Below are 21,126 nucleotides of genomic sequence, written 5' to 3'. Positions count from 1 at the left end.
CAACCAAACTTATCTATCCGGCAATACCCGGTGCAGAAAATCGGTGATGTAAGTTAACGTCGGTATAAACCAGGGGTTGAAAAACATGAACGTATGGGGCGCATCAGCAAACGTTTGTACGTCCGAATACGTACCGAACGGTTTTAGGTTGGCAATCAGATCATCGCGGCCCGCGTGCATCCGACCAACTGAACTGTTGATGAACAGAATAGGTGGCGTATTCTTGTCAATGTGATTGAGCGCCGACGCTTCCTGCCATAAATCAGGCTTTTCCGTCTTAGAGTAACCAAACCAGTACGTAGCGGCCGATGTTGATTTTGAATCATTACCTTCGGCCGATTCAGGATGAATAAACGCCAGGACGCCATCGATATCGACAATAGCCTGAACGGCACTTGAATACGTAGCATTCCCTCCTTTTCCTTCAAAAGCCGCGTTTTTGTTCGTAGTGCCGATCAATGCAGCTAGTTGCCCGCCAGCCGAGAAACCCAGTACGGCGATTCGTTTTGGATCGATATGATATGTATTTGCATGCGCCCGTAGCCAGCGGATAGCTGCCTTTATATCGTGAACGGCAGCTGGATATAGCGCTTCTGTCGATAGGCGGTACTCAACGGGAATGGCCACAAAGCCTTTACCCGCCAGTTGCCCGGCCAGCGTGTTGTTGTGCGACCGGTCGCCGGAGCGCCAGCCACCACCGTGAATCATAATAACCGCCGGATGGTTTTTTGGGGAAGTAGCCGCTGGTGAGTAGACATCCAGCAGCAGTTTTCTGTCAGCTATGGGCGTACTGTACGGAATATTTTTGGTTACACGAACACCAACGGGTAAGGTCGAATCCGCCAGTGTTATTTCGGGGTGATTTTTTTTCTCCTGCTGATACGACCGACGTACTGAAAATGATGTGTCGCGGCCACCCGTCGGACCCAATTGCGCCCAACTTGTAGTGGTCATAAACCATGTAGCGGCTAGTATAAAACATGTTCGTTGTCTGGCGATTTTCATAGACGAGGGCCTTATTTCCAGATTGATTTGGCTGTATAGAGTTCCAGATTCTTGACCTCAATGCGATTTCCCCAAAAACGTAGCCCTTCTTTGCTGGTTGAAACGGGCTTCCTTTCCATCGAATACGAGTAACGACCTCCATCGACGAACACTTCGACGGAGGTCCGATCAACATAGATATCGACTGACAGCTCCGTGCTGGTCATGTCTTCCGGCGAATAGAAAACGCCATTGACCAGATTCGCATTCAGATCATAGTCGAGTATCCGCTGACCGAAAAGAGAAAGTCCCGCGCTGGTAGCATGCGAGAGTTTAAGGGTCGCTTTGATGCGAAATCGGTCCAGCGACTGCAACGTTGTCAACTTAGCGTTCGCTTCCGTATCGGACAGCGACGCCCACTGGCCGACCCGATTGAACAGTTGTTCGGTTTCCTTAATGGGTACACTTCTCAAACGCACCCCGTTTTTGGTGTTCCGCAGTTGCAGTTCAGTGGGTAGCAGCATCATGTTGTTAAAGGGCATGCCGGGCTGCTGAATCCGGCCCCAGCCAATCTGAATGCGTCGGGGATCGCTTTGGGGCATGTTGGCAAAGGTTTGAGCTGCATAGATGCTGCCGGTTGTATACGAATGCTTACCCGACTCAGGTGTAAAAGTTTTTCCATCGAATGAGCCAAGCATATACGTAGTGGAAGCGCCATACATCACCCATTTCGACTTGCTTTTATCCCCATCAACGGGTAACTCAAATAAGTCGGGACACTCCCAAAAACCTGTTACGTGACTTTGGTACGTCCATTCTTTCAGGTTTTTTGAAGTATAGATCGAATGACCGTCCCGCTCGTTGAGCACCATGACCCAGTGACGTCCGGGTTGATACCAAAACACCCGTGGGTCACGCGTATCTTTGCTATTCCATTTCGCTTTCGAATCAATCAGTGGGTTCTTGGCATACTTTGTCCAGGTACGGCCTTTGTCCAGACTATAGGCTATGCACTGAATTTGTTTTTCCGGGTTATCCACGGTAAAAAAAGCCACCATGGCCGGTTCCTTTCCCTGATTAAAGCCTGCCGTATTTTCGTAGTCAATCACCGTTGATCCGGAAAACATCGTGCCTAAACTGTCGGGCGATAGAGCGGTTGGTAATTCGTCCCAGTGGATCATATCCTTGCTGACGGCATGTCCCCAGGACATGTTTTCCCATTCCCGTTCGTAGGGATTGTGCTGATAGAAAAGATGGTATTCGCCCTCATAGAAGATCATTCCATTGGGATCGTTGATCCAGCCTCGTCGGGTAGAAAAATGATATTGAGGGCGATTTTTCTCGGAATAAAGCGAATCCTGACCCGCAATTTGATCGGCTTGATATAGTTTACCTAATCCCTCCGGGTTGCCATCGTAGCGGATGGTAATGGTTTTACCCTGTAGGGTCTTCATGTCGCAAAACACCCAGTAGTCAGGCTTATCAGCCGCTAAGCGAATCTTGAAAGAGCGTTCAGGTTTGTCGCCCAGGCTAAACTGCATGGTTCCCCGACTCTGGGCTTGTGATACGGGTAAGTTCAAATAACGGTTGGTGATGGTTAGGGAACGACTCTGCGCCTGTAAGCCATGAGCACTACACAAAATTACCCCAATTAGGACTGTGAGTTTTACCGCTGATTTCATCAGATTCGATTGATTACAAGCTGAAGTATGTCTGGTGGTATTTTTACTTTTACAAGGTAAGGTCGGCGGTTTATAAACTCCTCCATTATTTACTGTCGATCAAGTGGGAAACACGCTTTTGAGCCAACGCGACATTTTATAAATCCAGCGTTAGTTGTCCATTGGTAGGCGTATCTTTTTCCTGAAGATTCGATAGCGATACGCCCAGTAACCGAACCCCTTGCGAGAGCGGTATAACCGAATCCAATAGACCGAGAGTCATCTGCTCCAGTATTGCTTTCTCGCTTACCCAACCTGGCAGACTGCGGCTGCGGGTAATCTGATTGAAATCAGCGTATTTCAGCTTTAGCGTAACGGTCTTTCCCAACACGCCACTACGTTCGCAGTACGACCAGACTTTCTCGATCAGCGGCTGCAATGAGCTAACCAACTCTGGGTATGTGTGCAGATCCTGCTCAAAGGTTGTTTCGGCACCAATTGATTTGCGAATCCGGTTGGGCGTTACGGGCCGCTCGTCAATAGCCCTAGCAATGCCATAATAATGTTTACCGACTTTACCGAAGTGCCGGCTCAGAAAGGCTTCACTCTGCGCCCGCAGATCCAGACCGGTGAAGATGCCGAGTTGGTTCATCCGCTCCGCTGTCACCCGCCCGATACCATGAAATTGACCAACTTTCAATGTTTCGACAAAAGCAAGTCCCTGGTGAGGCTTGATCACAAATAAGCCGTCGGGCTTGCGATAGTCGGACGCCAACTTCGCCAGGAACTTGTTGTAAGAGACACCCGCCGAAGCGGTTAAGCTGGTTTCGGACTTAATCTGGTCTTTGATAGTCTGCGCCAGTTGCGTAGCCGTGAGACCCTCATTCAGACTGTGGGTGACGTCTAAATAAGCTTCATCCAATGATAGCGGCTCAATCAAGTCGGTAAAATCGGCGAAAATCGCCCGGATCTGAGCCGACACGGCTTTGTAAACCTCGAAACGCGGTTTAACAAAAAGTAACTCGGGGCATTTGCGAATAGCAATAGAGGAGGCCATAGCGGAACGCACGCCAAACTGACGCGCTTCGTAGCTGGCAGCAGCGACTACACCCCGTTGTCGGGAGCCACCCACGGCCAGGGGTTTACCGCGCAGTTCGGGATGATCACGCTGCTCAACCGACGCATAAAAAGCGTCCATGTCGATGTGAATGATTTTACGGATTGGGCTTTCCATTGGATTGGCCATCGTTACGGAGTATAAAGCGATCCGGTAGCTGGTGAAGACATCTACGATTCTTTATAATACCGTGACTAACTCATGACGTAATTGCTCCCTATAGTTACTGGAGATTCGCGTTTCGAGAATACATCTGCGCACTGTGAAACCATATACCTAAACGGACATTTGAGATGGTCCTATAGAAACGATTTATGAGTGAAAAGAGTCGGAAGTGTCGCGTTTACTTTAGAAACTGACAAATGGGAATTCTCACGAACTTCTGTTCCCTACAGGGCTTACTTTTAAAACGATAGCAAATTTTGTGGAACATTCCGTGGAACATTACTTGGATTCGTGAAAACTATCTGGCATATTTGACACTGCAACGCACAAACCGATGGGTAAAGTCATTGCTATCGCCAACCAAAAAGGGGGCGTTGGTAAAACTACAACGACGATTAATTTGGCCGCCAGTTTGGCCGCCCTCGAATTTCAGACGCTTATTGTTGATGCTGACCCACAGGCGAATTCTACGTCGGGGCTGGGTTACAATCCGAAAGAAATCGAGAACAGTATTTACGAGTGTATGGTCGAAGGAGTTCGACCGCACGATGCGATTATCCAGACGGACTTTCCGAACCTGGACTTATTGCCATCGCACATTGACCTCGTTGGGGCTGAAATCGAGATGATTAACCTCCAGAATCGGGAGGATAAAATGAAAGACACACTCGATGGCTTGCGCGACGAGTATGACTTCATCATCATTGATTGCTCGCCCTCGCTGGGTTTGATTACGATCAACAGTCTAACCGCTGCTGATTCGGTTATTATTCCGGTTCAGTGTGAATATTTTGCACTCGAAGGATTGGGGAAACTCCTGAATACTATAAAGATCATTCAATCCCGGCTGAATACGCATTTAGCTATTGAAGGCATTTTGCTAACAATGTATGATCTACGCGTTCGGTTGTCGAATCAGGTGGTCGGTGAGGTAACGAGCCATTTTCAGCAAATGGTTTTTAGCACCATCATTCCGCGTAATATTCGGCTTAGTGAATCACCCAGCTTTGGTATTCCAGCCCTGGCACAGGATGCCGATAGTAAAGGAGCCGTTAGTTACCTGAATCTGGCCCGTGAAATTCTTGTCAAGAATGGCATGATGCCACATGAAGTTTAAGTAGTGCGGGAAACCCGCAATTTCTACCAACATAGCGGGTTTCTACCCGCGTTACAGGTATGGACAACGCAAATACTAAAGCACCAAATAAGAAGATGATAGGGTTGGGCCGCGGCTTAGGTGCCTTGCTGCACGATAGCGAAGCGGTCAATCGTCAATCGAAACCCTCGCCTTTTGAGTCGATCAGTACGATGACCGAAATTGGCGTGTTAATGATCGAAGCCAACCCATTTCAGCCCCGGACTCGTTTTGATGAAGAAGCGCTTCAGGAATTAGCCGACTCCATTCGGACGCAGGGAATCATTCAGCCCATTACGGTTCGGCAGTTGGGCAAAGATCGGTATCAGCTTATTGCGGGCGAACGGCGTTTACAGGCGTCAAAAATTGCGGGTCTATCGCATATTCCAGCGTATGTTCGTACGGCCAATGACCAGCAAATGCTGGAAATGGCGCTGATAGAAAACATTCAGCGCGAGAATCTCAATGCCATAGAAATCGCCCTTAGCTATCAGCGGCTGATTACCGAGTGCAGTCTGAAGCAGGAAGAACTGGGTGAGCGCGTTGGCAAAAATCGGACAACCGTCAATAACTACATCCGACTTCTGAAATTACCGCCCGTCATTCAGGCTTCGTTGCGCGATAATAGAATTTCGATGGGCCACGCCCGGGCGATTATCAACATCGAAAACCCCGATACGCAAATTCGGCTCTTTACGAGAGTGGTTGACGAAGAATGGTCTGTCCGGAAAGTTGAAGAAGCTGTTCGGAATTTATCCGATGACATCCACGATTCGGCTACAACCCGGCGCGTTACGTTGCCCAAACAGGAAATGCGCAGTCTCCAGTTTAAATTATCGTCGATGTTTGGTACGCGGGTCTCTATCAAAGCTGACGAGAAACACAAGGGTGAAATTAAAATTCCGTTTACCTCGCAGGAAGAGTTGACCAAAATTCTGGAGGTCCTGAACTCGCAGGGGTAACCGTGTTAAATTACCTTAAAAAGCAATCCACACAGGTGAAACGAGAAAGGCTCAGACGTTGTCTGTGCATGAAATCGTTTTCTGTTTTAGCTATAATCAGCTTGCTGGTGATGGTGCCTGTCTGGCCGCTTTTCGCTCAGAAACCAGCCATTACGCCCGCGCCAACACCAGCCGCTGTTGACTCAACCAGGCGCATGAGCTCGGCTACTGATTCCATTCCCCCGACCGTGCAGCGTAATGGCATCAAGATAGGCACTTCCGTACTGGTACCGGATGATTTAACATCGCTGGACAGGGCTGATACGCTTCGGTTAACGAAGAAGCAGGAAGCACAAATCCATAAAATCATTCCTAAAAAAGCTACCCTGAAATCGCTGATGCTGCCGGGGCTGGGGCAGGCCTACAATCGACAATATTATAAGATCCCCTTTATTTACGTTGGCTTTGGGGTGATGGGTTATTTATTTGTTAAATACAGTGGATTGGCGAACCAGGCCGAAGACGGGTATCGTCGACTTCTATATGGGGATAAAATAAGCGATGCAGAACATGTGTCGCTTAATTCAGCGATTTACCCTGCTGCACTCATAAATTCTGTTTCAACGCCATCTATAAAACCTGAATATGTTTTGATTGATGGATACCAGATTCGCACGGTATCAGTGGCTAAAAATGCCTATGATACCTACCGACGGTATCGGGATCTGAATATTTTGTTATCCGTCGCGCTATGGGGCATTAACATTGTTGAAGCGAACGTAGCCGCTCACCTAAAAACATTCGATCTATCCGACGATATTTCCATGCGTATCGAGCCGAACATACTGCCCTTACCTGGGGCAGGTATTATGCCTGGTGTTCGAGTCGCATTTACGTTTAAATAAATTCCTAAAAAGAGGAAAGAGAGTAAAGCAAAAGGGAGGAGGGTAATTTCCCCGACATATGCTTTTCTATCTTTTCGTCCTTTTCTTCTTTTGTTTATGAACATCCTTCTTCTTGGCTATGGCAAAATGGGTAAAACCATTGAGAAAATTGCGCTGGAGCGAGACCACCAAATTGCAGGTCGCATTGATGCCGATAACCATGCTGATTTAGCCAATCTCGAACCCGACGATGTTGATGTCGTTATTGAATTTAGTTCGCCAGAATCAGCGACTGAAAATATTACGTATTGTTTTGAACGCGGCTGGCCAATTGTAAGTGGTACGACCGGTTGGCTTAGCCATCGCACGGAAATCGAATCGCTATGTCGTGATCGTAAAGGCGCCTTTTTCTACGCATCGAACTATAGCATTGGTGTGAATCTATTTTTTCGGCTGAATAAAGTGCTGGCGCATTTCATGCGAAATTACCCGTCGTATCAAGTTTCTATGACGGAGATTCATCACACGGAGAAGAAAGATGCGCCCAGCGGTACGGCCATTACGTTAGCCGAAGGCGTGATGGAGCACTTACCAAATAAGCAACGTTGGGTAAACAAAGAACCGGATAAAGCCCTGATTACGTCAACCGACGCGGTTGAAATTGAATCGTTACGCGAGGGCACCGTACCGGGTACACATACCGTTCGATATGATTCTGACGTTGATCGGATTGAGATTACACACACGGCTCACAGCCGACAGGGGTTTGCGCTCGGCGCGGTAGTGGCCGCTGAATGGCTCGTGGGACGAGAAGGTGTATTTGGTATGGACGATCTCTTGGGTGAATTATAAATGATGAATGACAAATGGTTCTATAAAACCAATTCATCTTCGTAATTTCGTTATTAGTTTATCATTAGCATTATGACATTCTATTGCTCGATATTCATAATTCATCACCGCGCGGGCGCCCCGTTATAATTCATCATTAGTAAGCATGTCTGAAGTAAAAACCAGAGCCGAAGCGAAACCGGCTAAAGCTAAAAAATCAGCCATTCGCGAGTGGTTCGATTCTGTTCTATTCGCTGTTGTAGCTGCTACGCTCATTCGATGGCTTTTCATGGAAGCGTTTACCATTCCAACGCCTTCGATGGAAAATAGCCTGATGGTCGGTGATTTTCTGTTTGTGAGCAAATTGCACTACGGTACCCGGACTCCCCGTACACCATTGCAGGTGCCTCTAACGCACCAGAAAATATGGGGTACTGACATTCCATCCTACAGCACGGCTATTCAATTACCTTCATACCGCTTGCCAGGTTTCACCCATGTAAAGAACGGCGACGTAGTGGTGTTTAACGTACCACCTAGATACCTGAACGACAATATTGACTACCCTGTTGATCTAAAAACCAATTACATTAAACGATGCATTGGTATTCCGGGCGACATATTGGAAGTGCGTCAGCGCGAAGTAATCGTTAATGGGAAACCGTTTTCGAAACCACCCCGCGCTGAGCAGAAGTATTTCATTAAAACGGCAGAGGTACTTGATGCCAATTTCTTCCGTAAATATGACATTGTCAACGACTATCGCGATCCCAGTCAATCAACCGAAAACTGGAAGCCATTAGAGCAATATAATGATTCAACCAAAGCGTCGGCCATGGTTGGGTATATGGTGAACACGACTGAGGATGTCATTGCCAAATTCAAAACGTTCGATTGGGTGAAGGAGGTTGAACCCATGGCCGAGAAACCTGGCGAAGTCGATCCAAGAGTTTACGGAGCACCAACCTTCAAATGGAATCACGATAATTTCGGTCCTATTACGGTGCCGAAAAAAGGGGCAACGATTCAACTCAATGAGCAGACCATTGCCCTGTATGGGCAGGTGATTCAATTGTATGAAGGAAATGAGAAAGTAGAGGTAAGTCCTACCGCTGTTAAGATAGGTGGCCAACCTGTTACGTCCTATACCTTCAAACAGGATTACTATTTTATGATGGGCGATAATCGCGATAATTCACTTGATTCGCGTTTCTGGGGTTTTGTTCCTGAAGATCACATCGTTGGGAAAGCCGTGTTTGTCTGGATGTCGCTTGACCCCAACCCAGCCAATATCTGGAATAAAATCCGCTGGAATCGCCTTTTCCGAACAATCGACTAACGAACAAGCAAAGAAATTTTAACGCAGAGTCCTCAATTTGTGCGCGTTTGTTGCGTCAAATTGAGGACTTCTCGTTCTACGTAATTTATGACTAATCTGTCCGTTTTAAGTCAGATACGTGTACAATGCTTTCTTTATGACCCTCTTCACAAAGCCATCCCAGAAATTTAGTAGCGGTAATCAAACCTGGTTATTACGTATCCTCATCTTACTTTTTACACTAGGGAGCTGCTACTCGGCTTTGGCCAACGGCGAAAGGAATTATGCAACTATTCGGGCAAATCATAGTAAGAAGCGAGTAGCAGCAAAAACGTACAAGCATTCTACTCGCCTTAAGGCTCGATCAGTTGCTCACAAAGCCGCTAAAACGAAGGCCGTAAAGGCTGAGAGAAAGGAGAACACTACGTCATCTATGGCATTTCTGGGAGCCGGGAACGCCCGCGTTGCCGTTAGAGATCAGCACCTAAGAGGAGCGGTTTATTATCTGGCTTCGGGACATGGTGGTCCAGATCCGGGTGCTATTGGGCACTATGGAAACTATGCGCTGGCCGAAGATGAATATGCCTACGACGTAACGATTCGACTGGCACGCGCACTCATGGAACATGGTGCTACGGTTTATATGATTGTTCGTGACCCGAACGATGGCATACGGAATGAGAAAGTACTAAAAATAGACCACGATGAAGTGGCTTATCCTAACCAACGCATCCCGTTAAACCATACGATGCGGCTGCGGCAATGTACCGACGCAGTCAACAAATTACATCGTAAGCATAAAGAAGCCTATCAGCGTATGGTGACCATTCATGTTGATAGCCGGAGTGAAGGCCAAACCATCGACGTGTTTTTTTACCATCACGAACAGAGTAAAGTTGGTCAGCGCTTGGCGAAACACATCCATAAAAGCTTCAAGTCGGGCTATAAGCGCAGTCAGCCAACCCGTAACTATTCTGGAACAGTAACCGATAGAACCAGTTTGTACGTGGTCAGAAACAGCCATCCGCCAACTGTTTTCATTGAACTGGGAAACATACGTAACGAAAAAGATCAACGGCGTTTTTTGCTGGCCGATAACCGGCAGGCCCTGGCGAACTGGATCTGTACTGGTCTACAAACGGATTACAGAAAGCAGTAGCTAGCACTAACCGTCTAGCCTGGTTGGTACTACCAGTCAATTGGCGGTAAACCTTTGCTTTCTAAATAGGCGTTTGCCTGGCTAAAATGTTTATTGCCAAACCAGCCGCCCCACTGTGCTGCCATTGGCGAAGGGTGCTTGGATTTTAAAACCAAGTGCTTTTTACTGTCAATGATAGCCCCTTTCTTCTGGGCATAAGCGCCCCAGAGCATAAAAACAACATTCTTCTTTTCGTCAGAGATCAACTTAACAGCAGCATCCGTGAAGGTTTCCCAACCTTTTCCCTGATGCGAGCCCGCTTGCCCTGCCCGAACGGTCAACGTAGCGTTCAGCAGCATAACTCCTTGTTTAGCCCAGCGTTCGAGATTGCCCGATTTAGGAACTGGTTTGCCCAGGTCATCCTGAATTTCTTTGAAAATATTAACTAACGAAGGTGGTTTCGTAATACCATCCGCTACGGAAAAGGCTAATCCATTTGCCTGACCTTCGCCGTGATAAGGATCCTGGCCCAAAATAACGACGCGCGTATCCTCGAAACTGCATTGATTGAACGCGTTAAACATCAGCCGGCCAGGTGGATAAACTCGCTGTGTGCTGTATTCGAGTCGCAAAAATTCAGCTAATTGAGCGAAATACGGTTTGTCAAATTCAGGTTGCAGACGGGTTTGCCAGGATTCCGCAATAGATACATTCATTGGAAGGAACTGATAAGAGTGATTCAGCATTATAAGCCTAAAAACGCCGGAAGCCACTCCCTGAAAATTTTTTGAGAGCGGTTCTTGCGTAACAAAACTAATCAACTTAATTTTCGTTCTAAGGTTGCAAACGGTACTAAATTTATGGTTTCGTCAATCACAGAAGGCGTAAAAGTTAGCGTAAAAACGGAGTACCAGGCTGACTACTCCAGTCCGCTTCAGGCCCACTACGTATTCACCTACCGCATCACGATCGAAAATGCCAGCGACTATACCATTCAGTTGCTTCGTCGTCATTGGTTAATTTATGACTCAAACGGCACGGTTCGCGAAGTTGAGGGCGAAGGCGTTGTGGGATTGCAACCCGTGCTAGAGCCGGGCGAAGTACATGAATACGTATCAGGCTGTAACCTGCGTTCCAGCATTGGCAAAATGGCAGGCACGTACTTAGTTGAGCGCATCATTGACGGGAAACAACTGCGCGTCACGATTCCTGAGTTTACCATGATTGTGCCCTACAAACTAAATTGATCGTGTCAAATGAACCGTAGGACGGTTCATTCCTTATGTTGCTTGCTTATTTTCGGTATTTGAGTCGCGCCCGCGACGAACATTCGCTTCATTCTCCCTTTCTTTTTTCGCTGTATACGCAGGTCATTCGGGCAACGAACGGCCCAAAATCGGTATTTGACCCAATCCGGAAACTGCGAAAAGAACTTCGCCGAAATCGTCAGTTGATTTCAGTAACTGATTTTGGTGCCGGTTCCAAAGTGAATTCTTCCCGGCAACGTACCATTGGCGACATTGCGCGCCATTCGCAAAAACCTGCTCGGTTTGGTCGGCTTCTGTTCCGACTTGTTCAACGATTTCAGGCGAAAACGATTATTGATTTAGGCACTTCGTTGGGCGTAACGACGGCTTATCTGGCCGAAGCAACTAAGCCATACGATGGTCAGGTGTTAACATTTGAAGGCTGTCCGGAAACGGCGGCTATTGCCCGTCAGAATTTTACCCGTCTGCATCTGGATAACGTAACGATTACGGTTGGCAACCTGGACGAAACGCTGGTGGATCAGATAGCTTCTCTGACGACCGTTGATTTTGTCTTTTTCGATGCCAACCACCGGTATGAACCAACAATACGTTATTTTGAGGTTTGCCTGACGAAGATTCATAACGACACTGTTTTTGTGTTCGACGATATTCACTGGTCAGATGAGATGGAGCAGGCATGGAATTATATCAAAACGCATCCCTCTGTTAACGTAACAATCGACCTGTTTTGGGTAGGGCTGGTGTTCTTTCGTAAGGAGCAGCCCAGGCAGGACTTTGTTTTACGATTTTGACAACAATGCTGGAAAAATACGTTATCTTTCCATAGGCTTATTGCCCGGAACCAACCCATGAACTTCCTGAAATATACCCACTTAGGTCTTTGTCTTGCCACCTCGATGTTGTTGCTGAATATGGTTTCCTGTAAGCAAGGAGCAACCGATTCGCCGGATCCGGCAGACATAGCCTCGTTCGATTTGATTCAGCAAAAAATTCTGACGACTTCCTGTGCTACGTCGGGTTGCCATGCATCCGAAAAGGATGCTTCATTTGTTCAGCATGGTCTTGTATTGGCAGAGGGCGTTGCCTATCAGAATCTGGTGGGTGTCGATCCCAAAAATAGTGAGGCTAAAGCGGATGGACTGAAACGCGTTAAGGCCTTTGCTTCGCTGGAAAGCTTGCTTTACCACAAACTGAATAGTACGGCCAGTCACCATAGTGGAAAACAGTACGGTAATCCAATGCCCTTGGGAGGAGCCTTGTTGCCAGATGGACAGATTGAATTTGTTCGTCGCTGGATTGAAGCAGGGGCACCCAAAACGGGTAGCGTAGCGGATGCTGCTTTGTTAGACGACAAAAATGTAACGGGCGTTACGTATGAGCCCCTGCCCGTGCCAACGGCTGGGACAGGTTTCCAGATGGCCATTCCAACATTTGATATACAACCGAACTTCGAGCGGGAGTTATTTAGCCGGAAAATGGTTGGGAATACACAGGATGTTTACGTGAATCGGTATGAAACCAAAATGCGTAGCGGTAGCCACCATTTCGTAGCCTATGATTTCCGTAGCAAAACGGTGCTGCCTAATCTAAACGATGTACGTGATCTTCGGAATGCGGATAATTCCCTGAATTTAGCGACGGCCCTTACCATGTCGAATCATGTTTATTTAGCGGGTTCGCAGGCCCAGTATCAGGATTACACATTTCCGGAAGGGGCGGCTCTGTTGATTCCGGCTGGCGCTTCGCTCGATCTGAACTCGCATTTCGTCAATAAAACGACTGGGGTTATGAAAGGTGAAGCCCAGATTAATCTCTATACGGTTGATAAATCGAAAGTGCAACGTGTTGTGCAAACACTCGATTTGGGAAACACAAGTCTTACGATTCCAGGAAACGGTCGCGTGACGCTTACGAAGTCGTTTACGTTTAGCCAGGCCCGAATGATCCTCACGCTCACGTCCCACATGCATAAACTGGGTGAGAAGTTTGTCATTAAAATAAAAGGGGGTAGCCGGGACGGGGAAGTAGTGTATACCTCTACGGATTGGGAACACCCCGATATTGTTACGTTAAAAACGCCATTAGCCCTGCAAAAAGGTGAGGGGCTCACGTCCGAAATCACGTATAACAATACGACCGGCAAAGTCGTCAATTTTGGTTTGACGAGTGAGGACGAAATGGGTATTATCTTCGGCTATTATTACGAAGCCCAGTAATAGATTAATTCAGCACAAAGCCACGGCGAACGCAGAGAGCAATAAAACTCTGAGTTCGCCGTGGCTTTGTGCTGAAAATTTACCTTAATTCGGAATCAGGCCATGTGGGTCGATGACGAATTTTTTAGCGGCTCCTTTATCGAAATCCTGATACCCTTTCGGAGCTCTATCCAGACTAATGACTTCGACATTGACAGCTTTGGCAATTTGGATTTTGTCGTACAGAATCGTGTTCATCAGCTGTCGGTGGTATTTCATTACCGGACATTGACCCGTATAGAAGGAGTGCGATTTGGCCCACCCTAAACCAATCCGGATACTTAGGTTTCCTTCTTTAGCTGCCTCGCTCGAAGCACCAGGATCACCCGTTACGTATAGACCTGGAATGCCAATTGCCCCACCCGCACGAGTGATAGTCATAGCTGCATTCAGAACCGTTGCTGGTTGTTCCGTACCGGCTGAAGCGCCATGACCTCGGGCTTCAAACCCTACGCAGTCGACAGCGCAATCGACTTCGGGAACACCGATGATTTCGGCGATCTGATCGGCTAATGGTGTTTCCTTACGTAAATCAATAACCTCACAGCCAAAACTCTTCGCCTGTTCAAGGCGCTCTGGAATCATATCACCAACAATGACAACCGCAGCACCCAAAAGATGGCAGGAAGCTGCACAGGCTAATCCGACCGGACCAGCTCCTGCTACGTACACGATTGAGCCTGGACCAACGCCTGCTGTAACAGCGCCGTGGTAACCCGTCGGGAAAATATCGGAAAGCAGCGTCAGATCCCGGATTTTGGCCATTGCCTGATCTTTATCCGGAAATTTCAGCAGATTAAAATCAGCATAGGGCACCATGACGTACTCGGCCTGCCCGCCAACCCAACCACCCATATCCACGTAACCATAAGCCGCGCCGGGTCGAGATGGATTGACATTCAGACAAATACCTGTCTGGCCGACCTTACAGTTCCGGCAACGCCCGCAGGCAATGTTGAACGGAACCGATACCAGATCGCCTTCTTTAATGAATTCAACATCACGTCCGGCTTCAATTACCAGGCCCGTTATTTCATGTCCGAGTATTAAACCGGCAGGCGCTGTTGTTCGGCCCCGTACCATGTGCTGATCGCTACCGCAGATGTTCGTTGATACAATTTGCAGAATAACGCCGTGGTGGCACTTACGATCGCCAAGCGCCAACTTCGGATACTCAATGGATTGTACTTCAACCACGCCGGGTTTGATGTACGCAACGCCATGATTTTGACACATATGATTGAGGTTTAGGTGATTAGGTAATAAATAAAAACAGAAGCATGTTGATGTAAAGTGGTAACGTATCGATCGTTAGTCCTTTCTGATCTAAGTGCTTCTGTGGTTGATAATCGTTTTTGTAAGATCAGCTAAGTGCATCTACACCTGCCTGAGCAACTGCATGGTCATTCTCAACCGTGCTGCCCGATACGCCAATAGCCCCAATAATTTCTCCATCCGAATTCTTGATCGGAATACCGCCCGGGAACGTAATGAGTCCGCCGTTGGAATGCTCAATGTTATAGAGCGAACCTCCTGGTTGAGACAACTTGCCAATTTCTCCCGATGGCATATCGAAATAGCGGGCTGTTTTAGCTTTCTTCTGCGCAATATCGACTGAGCCCAACCAGGCGCCATCCATGCGCACAAATGCTGTCAGGTTGGCACCGGCATCGACTACCGCGATGTTCATTAATGTGCCAATCGCTTTGGCTTTTTCTTTTGCCGCCTTGATGGCGGTTTCTGCTTGTTCTAATGTAATACCCATAACGCAATTGTTCAGAGGATTTAATTTTGGACTCCTGAGTAAGAAGCCATAACAAAATTAACCGCCAGACAAGCGAAAGGGTTTAGCTAGACTACTAACAAATACTAGTATTGTCCAATTTTTACTGATCCATGCCGTAAAAAATATAGACTGTGAGACGAAAATCCTGTAGAATAGGCAACCTGGTAGTAGTTACCAAGTATTGGGAATGGGAGCTATTGGTTTGCGATGGGGAATTCCAGACTGTGCAACGTTTTTCGTTCACATTTACGGCTATCTATTCCGAACGTAGTGATTTCACCGGATTCATCAGCGCGGCTTTTACGCTTTGGAAACTCACGGTTACTAGAGCGATTCCAACGGCTAGTATACCAGCCAGGGCGAACATCCACCATTCGATGTCAATTTTGTAGGCAAAGTCGCTTAGCCACTGATTCATGGTGTACCAGGCGATGGGCGAGGCAATGACAATGCCAATCAGCACTAGTTTTAGAAAGTCTTTGGATAGCAAGCCGATGATGCTGGTTACACTCGCACCCAGCACTTTCCGAACCCCAATTTCCTTGGTCCGCTGTTCGGCCATGAAGGCGGCCAGTCCAAACAGGCCCAGGCAGGCAATCAGGATCGCCAGTGCCGCAAATGTTAAGGCAATGGTGCCAATACGTTGTTCGGCCCGGTACATTTCATCGAAACTTTCATTCATGAATTGGTAACTGAATGGCTGGCCGGGAGTGAGTTGCTTCCATTTGGCTTCAATCTGTTTCATTAAAACCGGTACGTTAGTACTGCTCAACCGGAACGAAGCCGATCCTGAATTGGCATCAAGTATCAGTGAAAGCGCGCCAATATTTTTCCGAAGCGATTCGAAGTGGAAGTTCTTCACGATACCCACAACCGTAAATAACTTCGTTGTTTTACTCTCCGGATCATCGAAGCGTACGATTCGTTTTCCAATAATATCCGTACCACCGAATAGTTTAGCGGCCGACTCGTTGAGAATTATACCCGATGAATCGGCGCCAAATGTCCGCGAAAAGTTACGACCCGCTGTTATCTGCATACCCAGCGTTTTTACGTAATCGTAATCGACACCCCAGGATTGCATACTCACCGCATTCTTCTGATCGATCTGGCCTTCTGGGAAGAAGGCATTATCAGACCGGGCCGAAGGGGTTGGCAGATAACCCGATATACTCCCGCTGACCACACCCGGTAGCCGCATCACTTCCTGCCTGAACGTTTCGGCCTGTTTACCCAGCGGATACACATCATTGATGGTCAGGATTTGCTCCCGGTTAAATCCTACGTTTTTGGTCTGGATATACGTAATCTGGCGGTAAACAATGATCGTCCCAACGATTAGAATGACCGACATCATAAACTGGAAAACAACCAGGCCACTACGTAGGCTACCGCTTCTGAAACCTAAATTGATTGTGCCTTTCAGCACCGAAATAGGTTGGAATGACGAGAGAAACAAGGCGGGATAACTGCCTGCCAGTAAGCCGACAATAAACGGTAAGGCGATCAGGAGGGGCAAACGATAAGGAGAAATCAACTGGTTGATGTGCAGCTGCTTAGCCGAAATAGCGTTGAATCCCGGTAAGGCGACGGCCACAATGATTACAGCGAGCAACATAGCCAGTGTAGTTGTCAGAACGGACTCCGTCATAAACTGACCAACGAGTTGATGCCGTTCGGAACCCATCACCTTTCTGACACCAACTTCCTTAGCTCGTTTGGCCGAACGGGCCGTGGCCAGATTCATGAAATTAATGCAGGCAATGAGCAGAATAAACAGAGCAACGGCTGAAAAAATATAGACGTATTGAATATCGCCGTTGGACGCCAGTTCAACCTGCTGCTTGGAGTATAGATGAATGTCGGTGAGTGGCATCAACCAGAAATCGAATCGATTACCCGCTTTGCGAAATTGATCCATAGTTGAGCCGATCATTTGTACGGCCTGAGGACCCGCGTATTTTTGGATAACGGCATCAAAGTTTTTGGCGAACACCTGAGCATCGGTGCCGGGCTTTAGTACGATGTATGTGTGATGATTGTTACTGAGCCATTGCCCCCAGGTATAATCATCGTTGAGCATACTCAGGAAGAAATCGCTACGGAAGTGTGAATTCATGGGCATGTCGCGCATCACGCCCGTCACCTTAAACGTCCGGTTGTTATTGAATAGTAATGGCTGCCCCATCGGATTTTGAGTGCCAAAATGTCGCTTGGCTGCCGACTCGCTAATGACTACGGTATTGGGTTCGGCCAGGGCTCGTTTTGGGTCGCCCGCTAGAAGAGGCAACGTAAAGACATCGAATAGGGTCGAATCGGCAAACGTAATGTCGTTTTCCCGCAGGTTCGTTGGCTCACCAGCCCGCTTCACTAACCACGTACCGCGCTGATGCAGCCGAACAAATTGCTCAACTTGCGGATAATCTTTCTTAAGCGTTGGCCCTACCGGATCGGGCGAAACGGCAAAATGCATGTCGTTTCCACCAAACTTGATTTCGGAATGCACCCGATAGATACGGTCCGCTTTTTCGTTGTACCGATCGTAGCTGAGCTCATCCAGAACGTAGAGCATGATGAGTATGCAACAGGCCAGCCCAACGGCTAGACCAAAAATGTTGATGAACGTAAAGCCCTGCTGCTTCTGGAGCGTCCGCCAGGCTATTTTTAAGTAGTTAGTAAGCATGGACAGATAGATAAGAGCAAAGTGTAAAAGGCATGATTATTTGTACCCTTTGCTTTATTCGTAACGTAGTGATTTCACAGAGTTCAGAAGCGCCTGTGTTACGTTCTCTATCGATAGCGTTCCTAAACTTTGCTGCGCTTCCGTACTCGCCGATTCCTGTTGCGGGCTACCGGTAAGGCAAAGAGCAAGAATCAATAGCATCATCAGTACTTTCATAAAGACGCTAAGAAAAGTAAGTTGTGCTTTCATGATTCTATATTGGTTGCGTAGTGAAAAGAGGCTTGTTTTAATACGTTTACACTATCATCGTGCCATTTTCGTAAGTTTCTGACTTTTAGGGGTTTGTTGTATAAAGATCTGCGAAAATGTCCACTATCGGACAAGTTTTGTACGCCAGTGGACGTAGTAAGCAAAAGTGGTTATTCGCTCCGCAAGCTTTTTACTGGATTCACCAACGCGGCTTTGATACTCTGGAAACTTACAGTAAGTAACGTAACGGTCAGCGATAACAGGCCCGCTAAGGCAAACATCCACCAGGTAATATCAATTTTGTAGGCGAATCCTGCCAGCCATTTATTCATAGCCCACCACGCAAGGGGCGACGCAATAACCAACGAGATCAACACCAGAATAACGAAATCTCTGGAAACCAGGCTGACAATGCTCGAAACCGATGCGCCAAGTACTTTACGGATACCAATCTCTTTGGTTTTCTGCTGCGTAACGAGCGATACGAGTCCGTACAGACCTAGGCAGGAAATCAGAATGGCCAGCCCCGCAAAGTAGCCGATAAGTGTACTGAGTCGTTGCTCCCGTTCGTAGAGTTGAGCAAGGCGCTGATCCAGAAACTGATAGCTAAAACCCTTCTCCGGGAAATACTTGTCCCATTCCTGCTGAATAAATTTCAGGGTCTCAGCCTTATCCTGTGCCTGGATTTTGATAGAAAACAGGGATAAATGAGGTTGGTCAATTGTAAATAACGTGCCTTCAATGGGGTCTAACAACGATTGATTGTGAAAATCTTTCAGGACACCCACAATCTTGCCTTCTTTGCCTTCGAGGTTTACTGATTTGCCCAGGGCTTCCGCTAACGATTTCCAGCCTAATTGCTTCACGCCAGTTTCATTAATCAGAAAGGCTGAGAGTTTATCGGTTGGATACGCTTCGGAAAAATCCCGACCTGCTACCATTTTCAACCCGTAGACCTGAGCAAAATTGTGGTCGACACCTACCGCACCGATGAATAAATTGTCATCAGGTTTGCGGCCCTCCGGCACTACGTTCCGTCGAATCGATCCATCGCCCATTTGCCGATTAGAAAGCGTTACCTGTCGAATGTGCGGATTATTGAGTAAGATTTCCCGGAATGTCCGCAGGCGTAGATAGGTGCTATCCGAAGGGTCGGCAAAAACATTCGTAATTTTTTCACTACGTGTATTCGCCGTAATGACAAATTCCTTATCGAAGCCCAATGGCCGATTTTGCAGGTAATGTAGTTGCTGAAAAGCCACCAGCGTTCCGATAATCAGCGCGATCGAGACCACAAATTGGACGCCCAGCAACGTCTGTCGAACAGCGCCCCCTTTGGCTTTACCGCTAATAAAGCTGCCGAACACGGCCCGTCCTTTCAACGTAGCAATTGGCTGAAATCGAGAAACAAAAAAAGCCGGATAACTACCGGCCAGTAAACCTGTTACGAGAGCAATACCGACAAAAAGAAGTAGTAACCAGCCGTCAGATAGCAAATAGCTGATGGTAAGATGCTTGCCAGTCAAATTGTTTAGAACGGGAAGCAACAGCGTAATCAGCAAAAATGAGAATCCTAAAGCAACAGTACTCAATAGCATCGACTCGCCGAGGAACTGCGCAATGAGTTGGCCTTTTTCGCTACCTAAAACCTTTCGGATACCCACTTCTTTTGCGCGCTTCAGTGATCGGGCTGTTGACAGATTCACAAAGTTGATACAGGCAATCAGAAGCGTCATCAGCGCAATGCCGATAAAAACGTAGAGATACGTAATGCTGCCAGATGGTTCGGGGGAGTTCTGCACTTCGGAGCGAAGATGAATATCGCGTAGCGGCTCCAGGGTATACACAATGTCTTTAGCAAACTGTTTGTTGGCGTGCGTCAGCAGAAATTGCGGAAACCGGGCGTTGACCTTTTCCACCGACTGTCCGGGCCGAAGCAATACGTAGGTGTATCCATGTGAGATAACCCAGTTCTGCGGGAGATTTTGCCGAACGATTTCGCTCTCGGTGGCATACATCGTCTCATAATTCGCCAGCAGATCGATATGAACATGCGAGTTATCGGGAAATGCATCGACCACGCCCGTTACGCGTAATGGGTACTTGCCTTCATACAACAGCGTTTTACCGATTGGATTTTGCCTGCCGAAATACTTGGTCGCGGTCTCATTAGTGATGATGACCGTGAATTTGTCACGTAACGCCGTATGCGGATTACCCTGCCGGAAATGGAACGTAAAAATGTCGAGCAAGGTTGAGTCGCCGAAGAAAAAACGCTCTTTGTCGTACTTAACATGTTGGCCTGGCTGCTGGTTGGGCACTTCGATCGTGGCATTACTCCGGTAAAGCCTGGCCGATTTCTCAATTTCCGAAAAATTACTCGTTAACAGGGGTGAGGCTGGTGGAGGAGTTAGCGCTAAAGGCTGTTCGAGTCCAGCGAATTTAGGCAGATAGGTCAATCGGTAAATCCGGTCGTATTTCTGCTGGAACGTATCGTAGCTGAGTTCATGACGCACAAACAGCAGAATCAGGAAACAGCAGGTCAATCCAACGGTTAATCCGACAATGTTAATCAGCGAAAAGCTCTTCTGCCGCAGCAGGTTTCGATACGCGATTTTGAGGTAGTTAGTTAGCATAGGGCATGGGGGGTGGGCATAGGGTATAGGGGTAAGGGTAGGGGGGACTACTCATTTGCCCCATGCCCCTAC

At 47.6% G+C, this 21,126-nt stretch carries 18 protein-coding genes; 9 read left to right on the top strand and 9 right to left on the bottom strand.

Translation table 11 applies throughout. From position 1 onward, the window contains the following. Positions 1–9: 9 nt before the first annotated feature. From IC230_RS29490 to dinB, 3 genes are all read right to left on the bottom strand, one after another. Positions 10–954 carry an alpha/beta hydrolase gene (locus tag IC230_RS29490; RefSeq protein ID WP_223860929.1) on the bottom strand — a complete coding sequence of 315 codons (945 nt, stop codon included), beginning with the start codon at positions 952–954 and terminating at the stop codon, positions 10–12. A gap of 62 nt (positions 955–1,016) precedes the next feature. After that, entirely contained in the window at positions 1,017–2,666 is a 1,650-nt protein-coding gene (locus IC230_RS29485; RefSeq protein ID WP_191042669.1) for a GH32 C-terminal domain-containing protein, read from the bottom strand. 136 nt (positions 2,667–2,802) lie between these two features. After that, a complete protein-coding gene (gene dinB, locus IC230_RS29480; RefSeq protein WP_223860928.1) occupies positions 2,803–3,891 on the bottom strand; it encodes a DNA polymerase IV in 1,089 nt (362 codons plus the stop codon). A 370-nt stretch (positions 3,892–4,261) separates the two neighbouring features. On the opposite strand from dinB, the gene IC230_RS29475 reads away from it, so the two are divergent. The 6 genes from IC230_RS29475 (at position 4,262) to IC230_RS29450 (ending at position 10,195) form a co-directional block, all read left to right on the top strand. Beyond that, positions 4,262–5,044 carry a ParA family protein gene (locus IC230_RS29475; RefSeq protein WP_191042668.1) on the top strand — a complete coding sequence of 261 codons (783 nt, stop codon included), beginning with the start codon at positions 4,262–4,264 and terminating at the stop codon, positions 5,042–5,044. A 59-nt stretch (positions 5,045–5,103) separates the two neighbouring features. Continuing rightward, entirely contained in the window at positions 5,104–6,024 is a 921-nt protein-coding gene (locus IC230_RS29470; protein ID WP_191042667.1) for a ParB/RepB/Spo0J family partition protein, read from the top strand. A 68-nt stretch (positions 6,025–6,092) separates the two neighbouring features. After that, entirely contained in the window at positions 6,093–6,908 is an 816-nt protein-coding gene (locus tag IC230_RS29465) for a DUF5683 domain-containing protein (RefSeq protein WP_223860927.1), read from the top strand. A gap of 96 nt (positions 6,909–7,004) precedes the next feature. After that, positions 7,005–7,739, top strand: a complete 735-nt coding sequence (gene dapB, locus IC230_RS29460; RefSeq protein ID WP_191042666.1) for a 4-hydroxy-tetrahydrodipicolinate reductase — start codon at positions 7,005–7,007, stop codon at positions 7,737–7,739. Between the two features lie 145 nt (positions 7,740–7,884). Then, positions 7,885–9,057, top strand: a complete 1,173-nt coding sequence (gene lepB, locus IC230_RS29455; protein WP_191042665.1) for a signal peptidase I — start codon at positions 7,885–7,887, stop codon at positions 9,055–9,057. A gap of 412 nt (positions 9,058–9,469) precedes the next feature. After that, positions 9,470–10,195 carry an N-acetylmuramoyl-L-alanine amidase family protein gene (locus tag IC230_RS29450; RefSeq protein WP_394355513.1) on the top strand — a complete coding sequence of 242 codons (726 nt, stop codon included), beginning with the start codon at positions 9,470–9,472 and terminating at the stop codon, positions 10,193–10,195. A gap of 29 nt (positions 10,196–10,224) precedes the next feature. Here IC230_RS29450 and ung read toward each other — a convergent pair whose 3' ends face one another. Then, positions 10,225–10,890 carry a uracil-DNA glycosylase gene (gene ung / locus IC230_RS29445; protein WP_191042663.1) on the bottom strand — a complete coding sequence of 222 codons (666 nt, stop codon included), beginning with the start codon at positions 10,888–10,890 and terminating at the stop codon, positions 10,225–10,227. Positions 10,891–11,034: 144 nt separating this feature from the next. Here ung and apaG point away from each other — a divergent pair, with 144 nt between their 5' ends. From apaG to IC230_RS29430, 3 genes are read left to right on the top strand one after another with little or no spacing between them, the layout of a single operon-like run. Beyond that, a complete protein-coding gene (gene apaG, locus IC230_RS29440) occupies positions 11,035–11,421 on the top strand; it encodes a Co2+/Mg2+ efflux protein ApaG (RefSeq protein WP_191042662.1) in 387 nt (128 codons plus the stop codon). A 35-nt stretch (positions 11,422–11,456) separates the two neighbouring features. Beyond that, positions 11,457–12,236, top strand: a complete 780-nt coding sequence (locus tag IC230_RS29435) for an O-methyltransferase (protein ID WP_191042661.1) — start codon at positions 11,457–11,459, stop codon at positions 12,234–12,236. Between the two features lie 57 nt (positions 12,237–12,293). Further along, positions 12,294–13,661 (top strand): monooxygenase, encoded by a 1,368-nt coding sequence (locus IC230_RS29430; RefSeq protein WP_191042660.1) that lies wholly within the window; start codon positions 12,294–12,296, stop codon positions 13,659–13,661. 84 nt (positions 13,662–13,745) lie between these two features. Here the strand turns inward: IC230_RS29430 and fdhA are convergent, their stop codons facing one another. The 5 genes from fdhA to IC230_RS29405 all read right to left on the bottom strand — a co-directional run bounded on the left by fdhA (position 13,746) and on the right by IC230_RS29405 (position 21,054). Then, positions 13,746–14,936, bottom strand: coding sequence for a formaldehyde dehydrogenase, glutathione-independent (fdhA, locus tag IC230_RS29425; RefSeq protein WP_191042659.1), 1,191 nt, complete (start codon positions 14,934–14,936; stop codon positions 13,746–13,748). A gap of 127 nt (positions 14,937–15,063) precedes the next feature. Then, the gene (locus IC230_RS29420) at positions 15,064–15,465 is read right to left on the bottom strand and encodes a GlcG/HbpS family heme-binding protein (RefSeq protein ID WP_191042658.1); all 402 of its coding nucleotides are present in this window, start codon (positions 15,463–15,465) and stop codon (positions 15,064–15,066) included. Positions 15,466–15,742: 277 nt separating this feature from the next. Further along, positions 15,743–18,169, bottom strand: coding sequence for an ABC transporter permease (locus tag IC230_RS29415; protein WP_191042657.1), 2,427 nt, complete (start codon positions 18,167–18,169; stop codon positions 15,743–15,745). A 54-nt stretch (positions 18,170–18,223) separates the two neighbouring features. Further along, positions 18,224–18,418, bottom strand: a complete 195-nt coding sequence (locus tag IC230_RS29410) for a hypothetical protein (protein WP_191042656.1) — start codon at positions 18,416–18,418, stop codon at positions 18,224–18,226. A 170-nt stretch (positions 18,419–18,588) separates the two neighbouring features. Next, positions 18,589–21,054 carry an ABC transporter permease gene (locus IC230_RS29405; RefSeq protein WP_191042655.1) on the bottom strand — a complete coding sequence of 822 codons (2,466 nt, stop codon included), beginning with the start codon at positions 21,052–21,054 and terminating at the stop codon, positions 18,589–18,591. Between the last annotated feature and the right edge of the window lie 72 nt (positions 21,055–21,126).

This window comes from Spirosoma validum, from assembly GCF_014699035.1.
GTDB classification, from domain to species: Bacteria; Bacteroidota; Bacteroidia; order Cytophagales; family Spirosomataceae; genus Spirosoma; species Spirosoma validum.
This window is presented reverse-complemented; position numbering and strand designations above follow the sequence as displayed.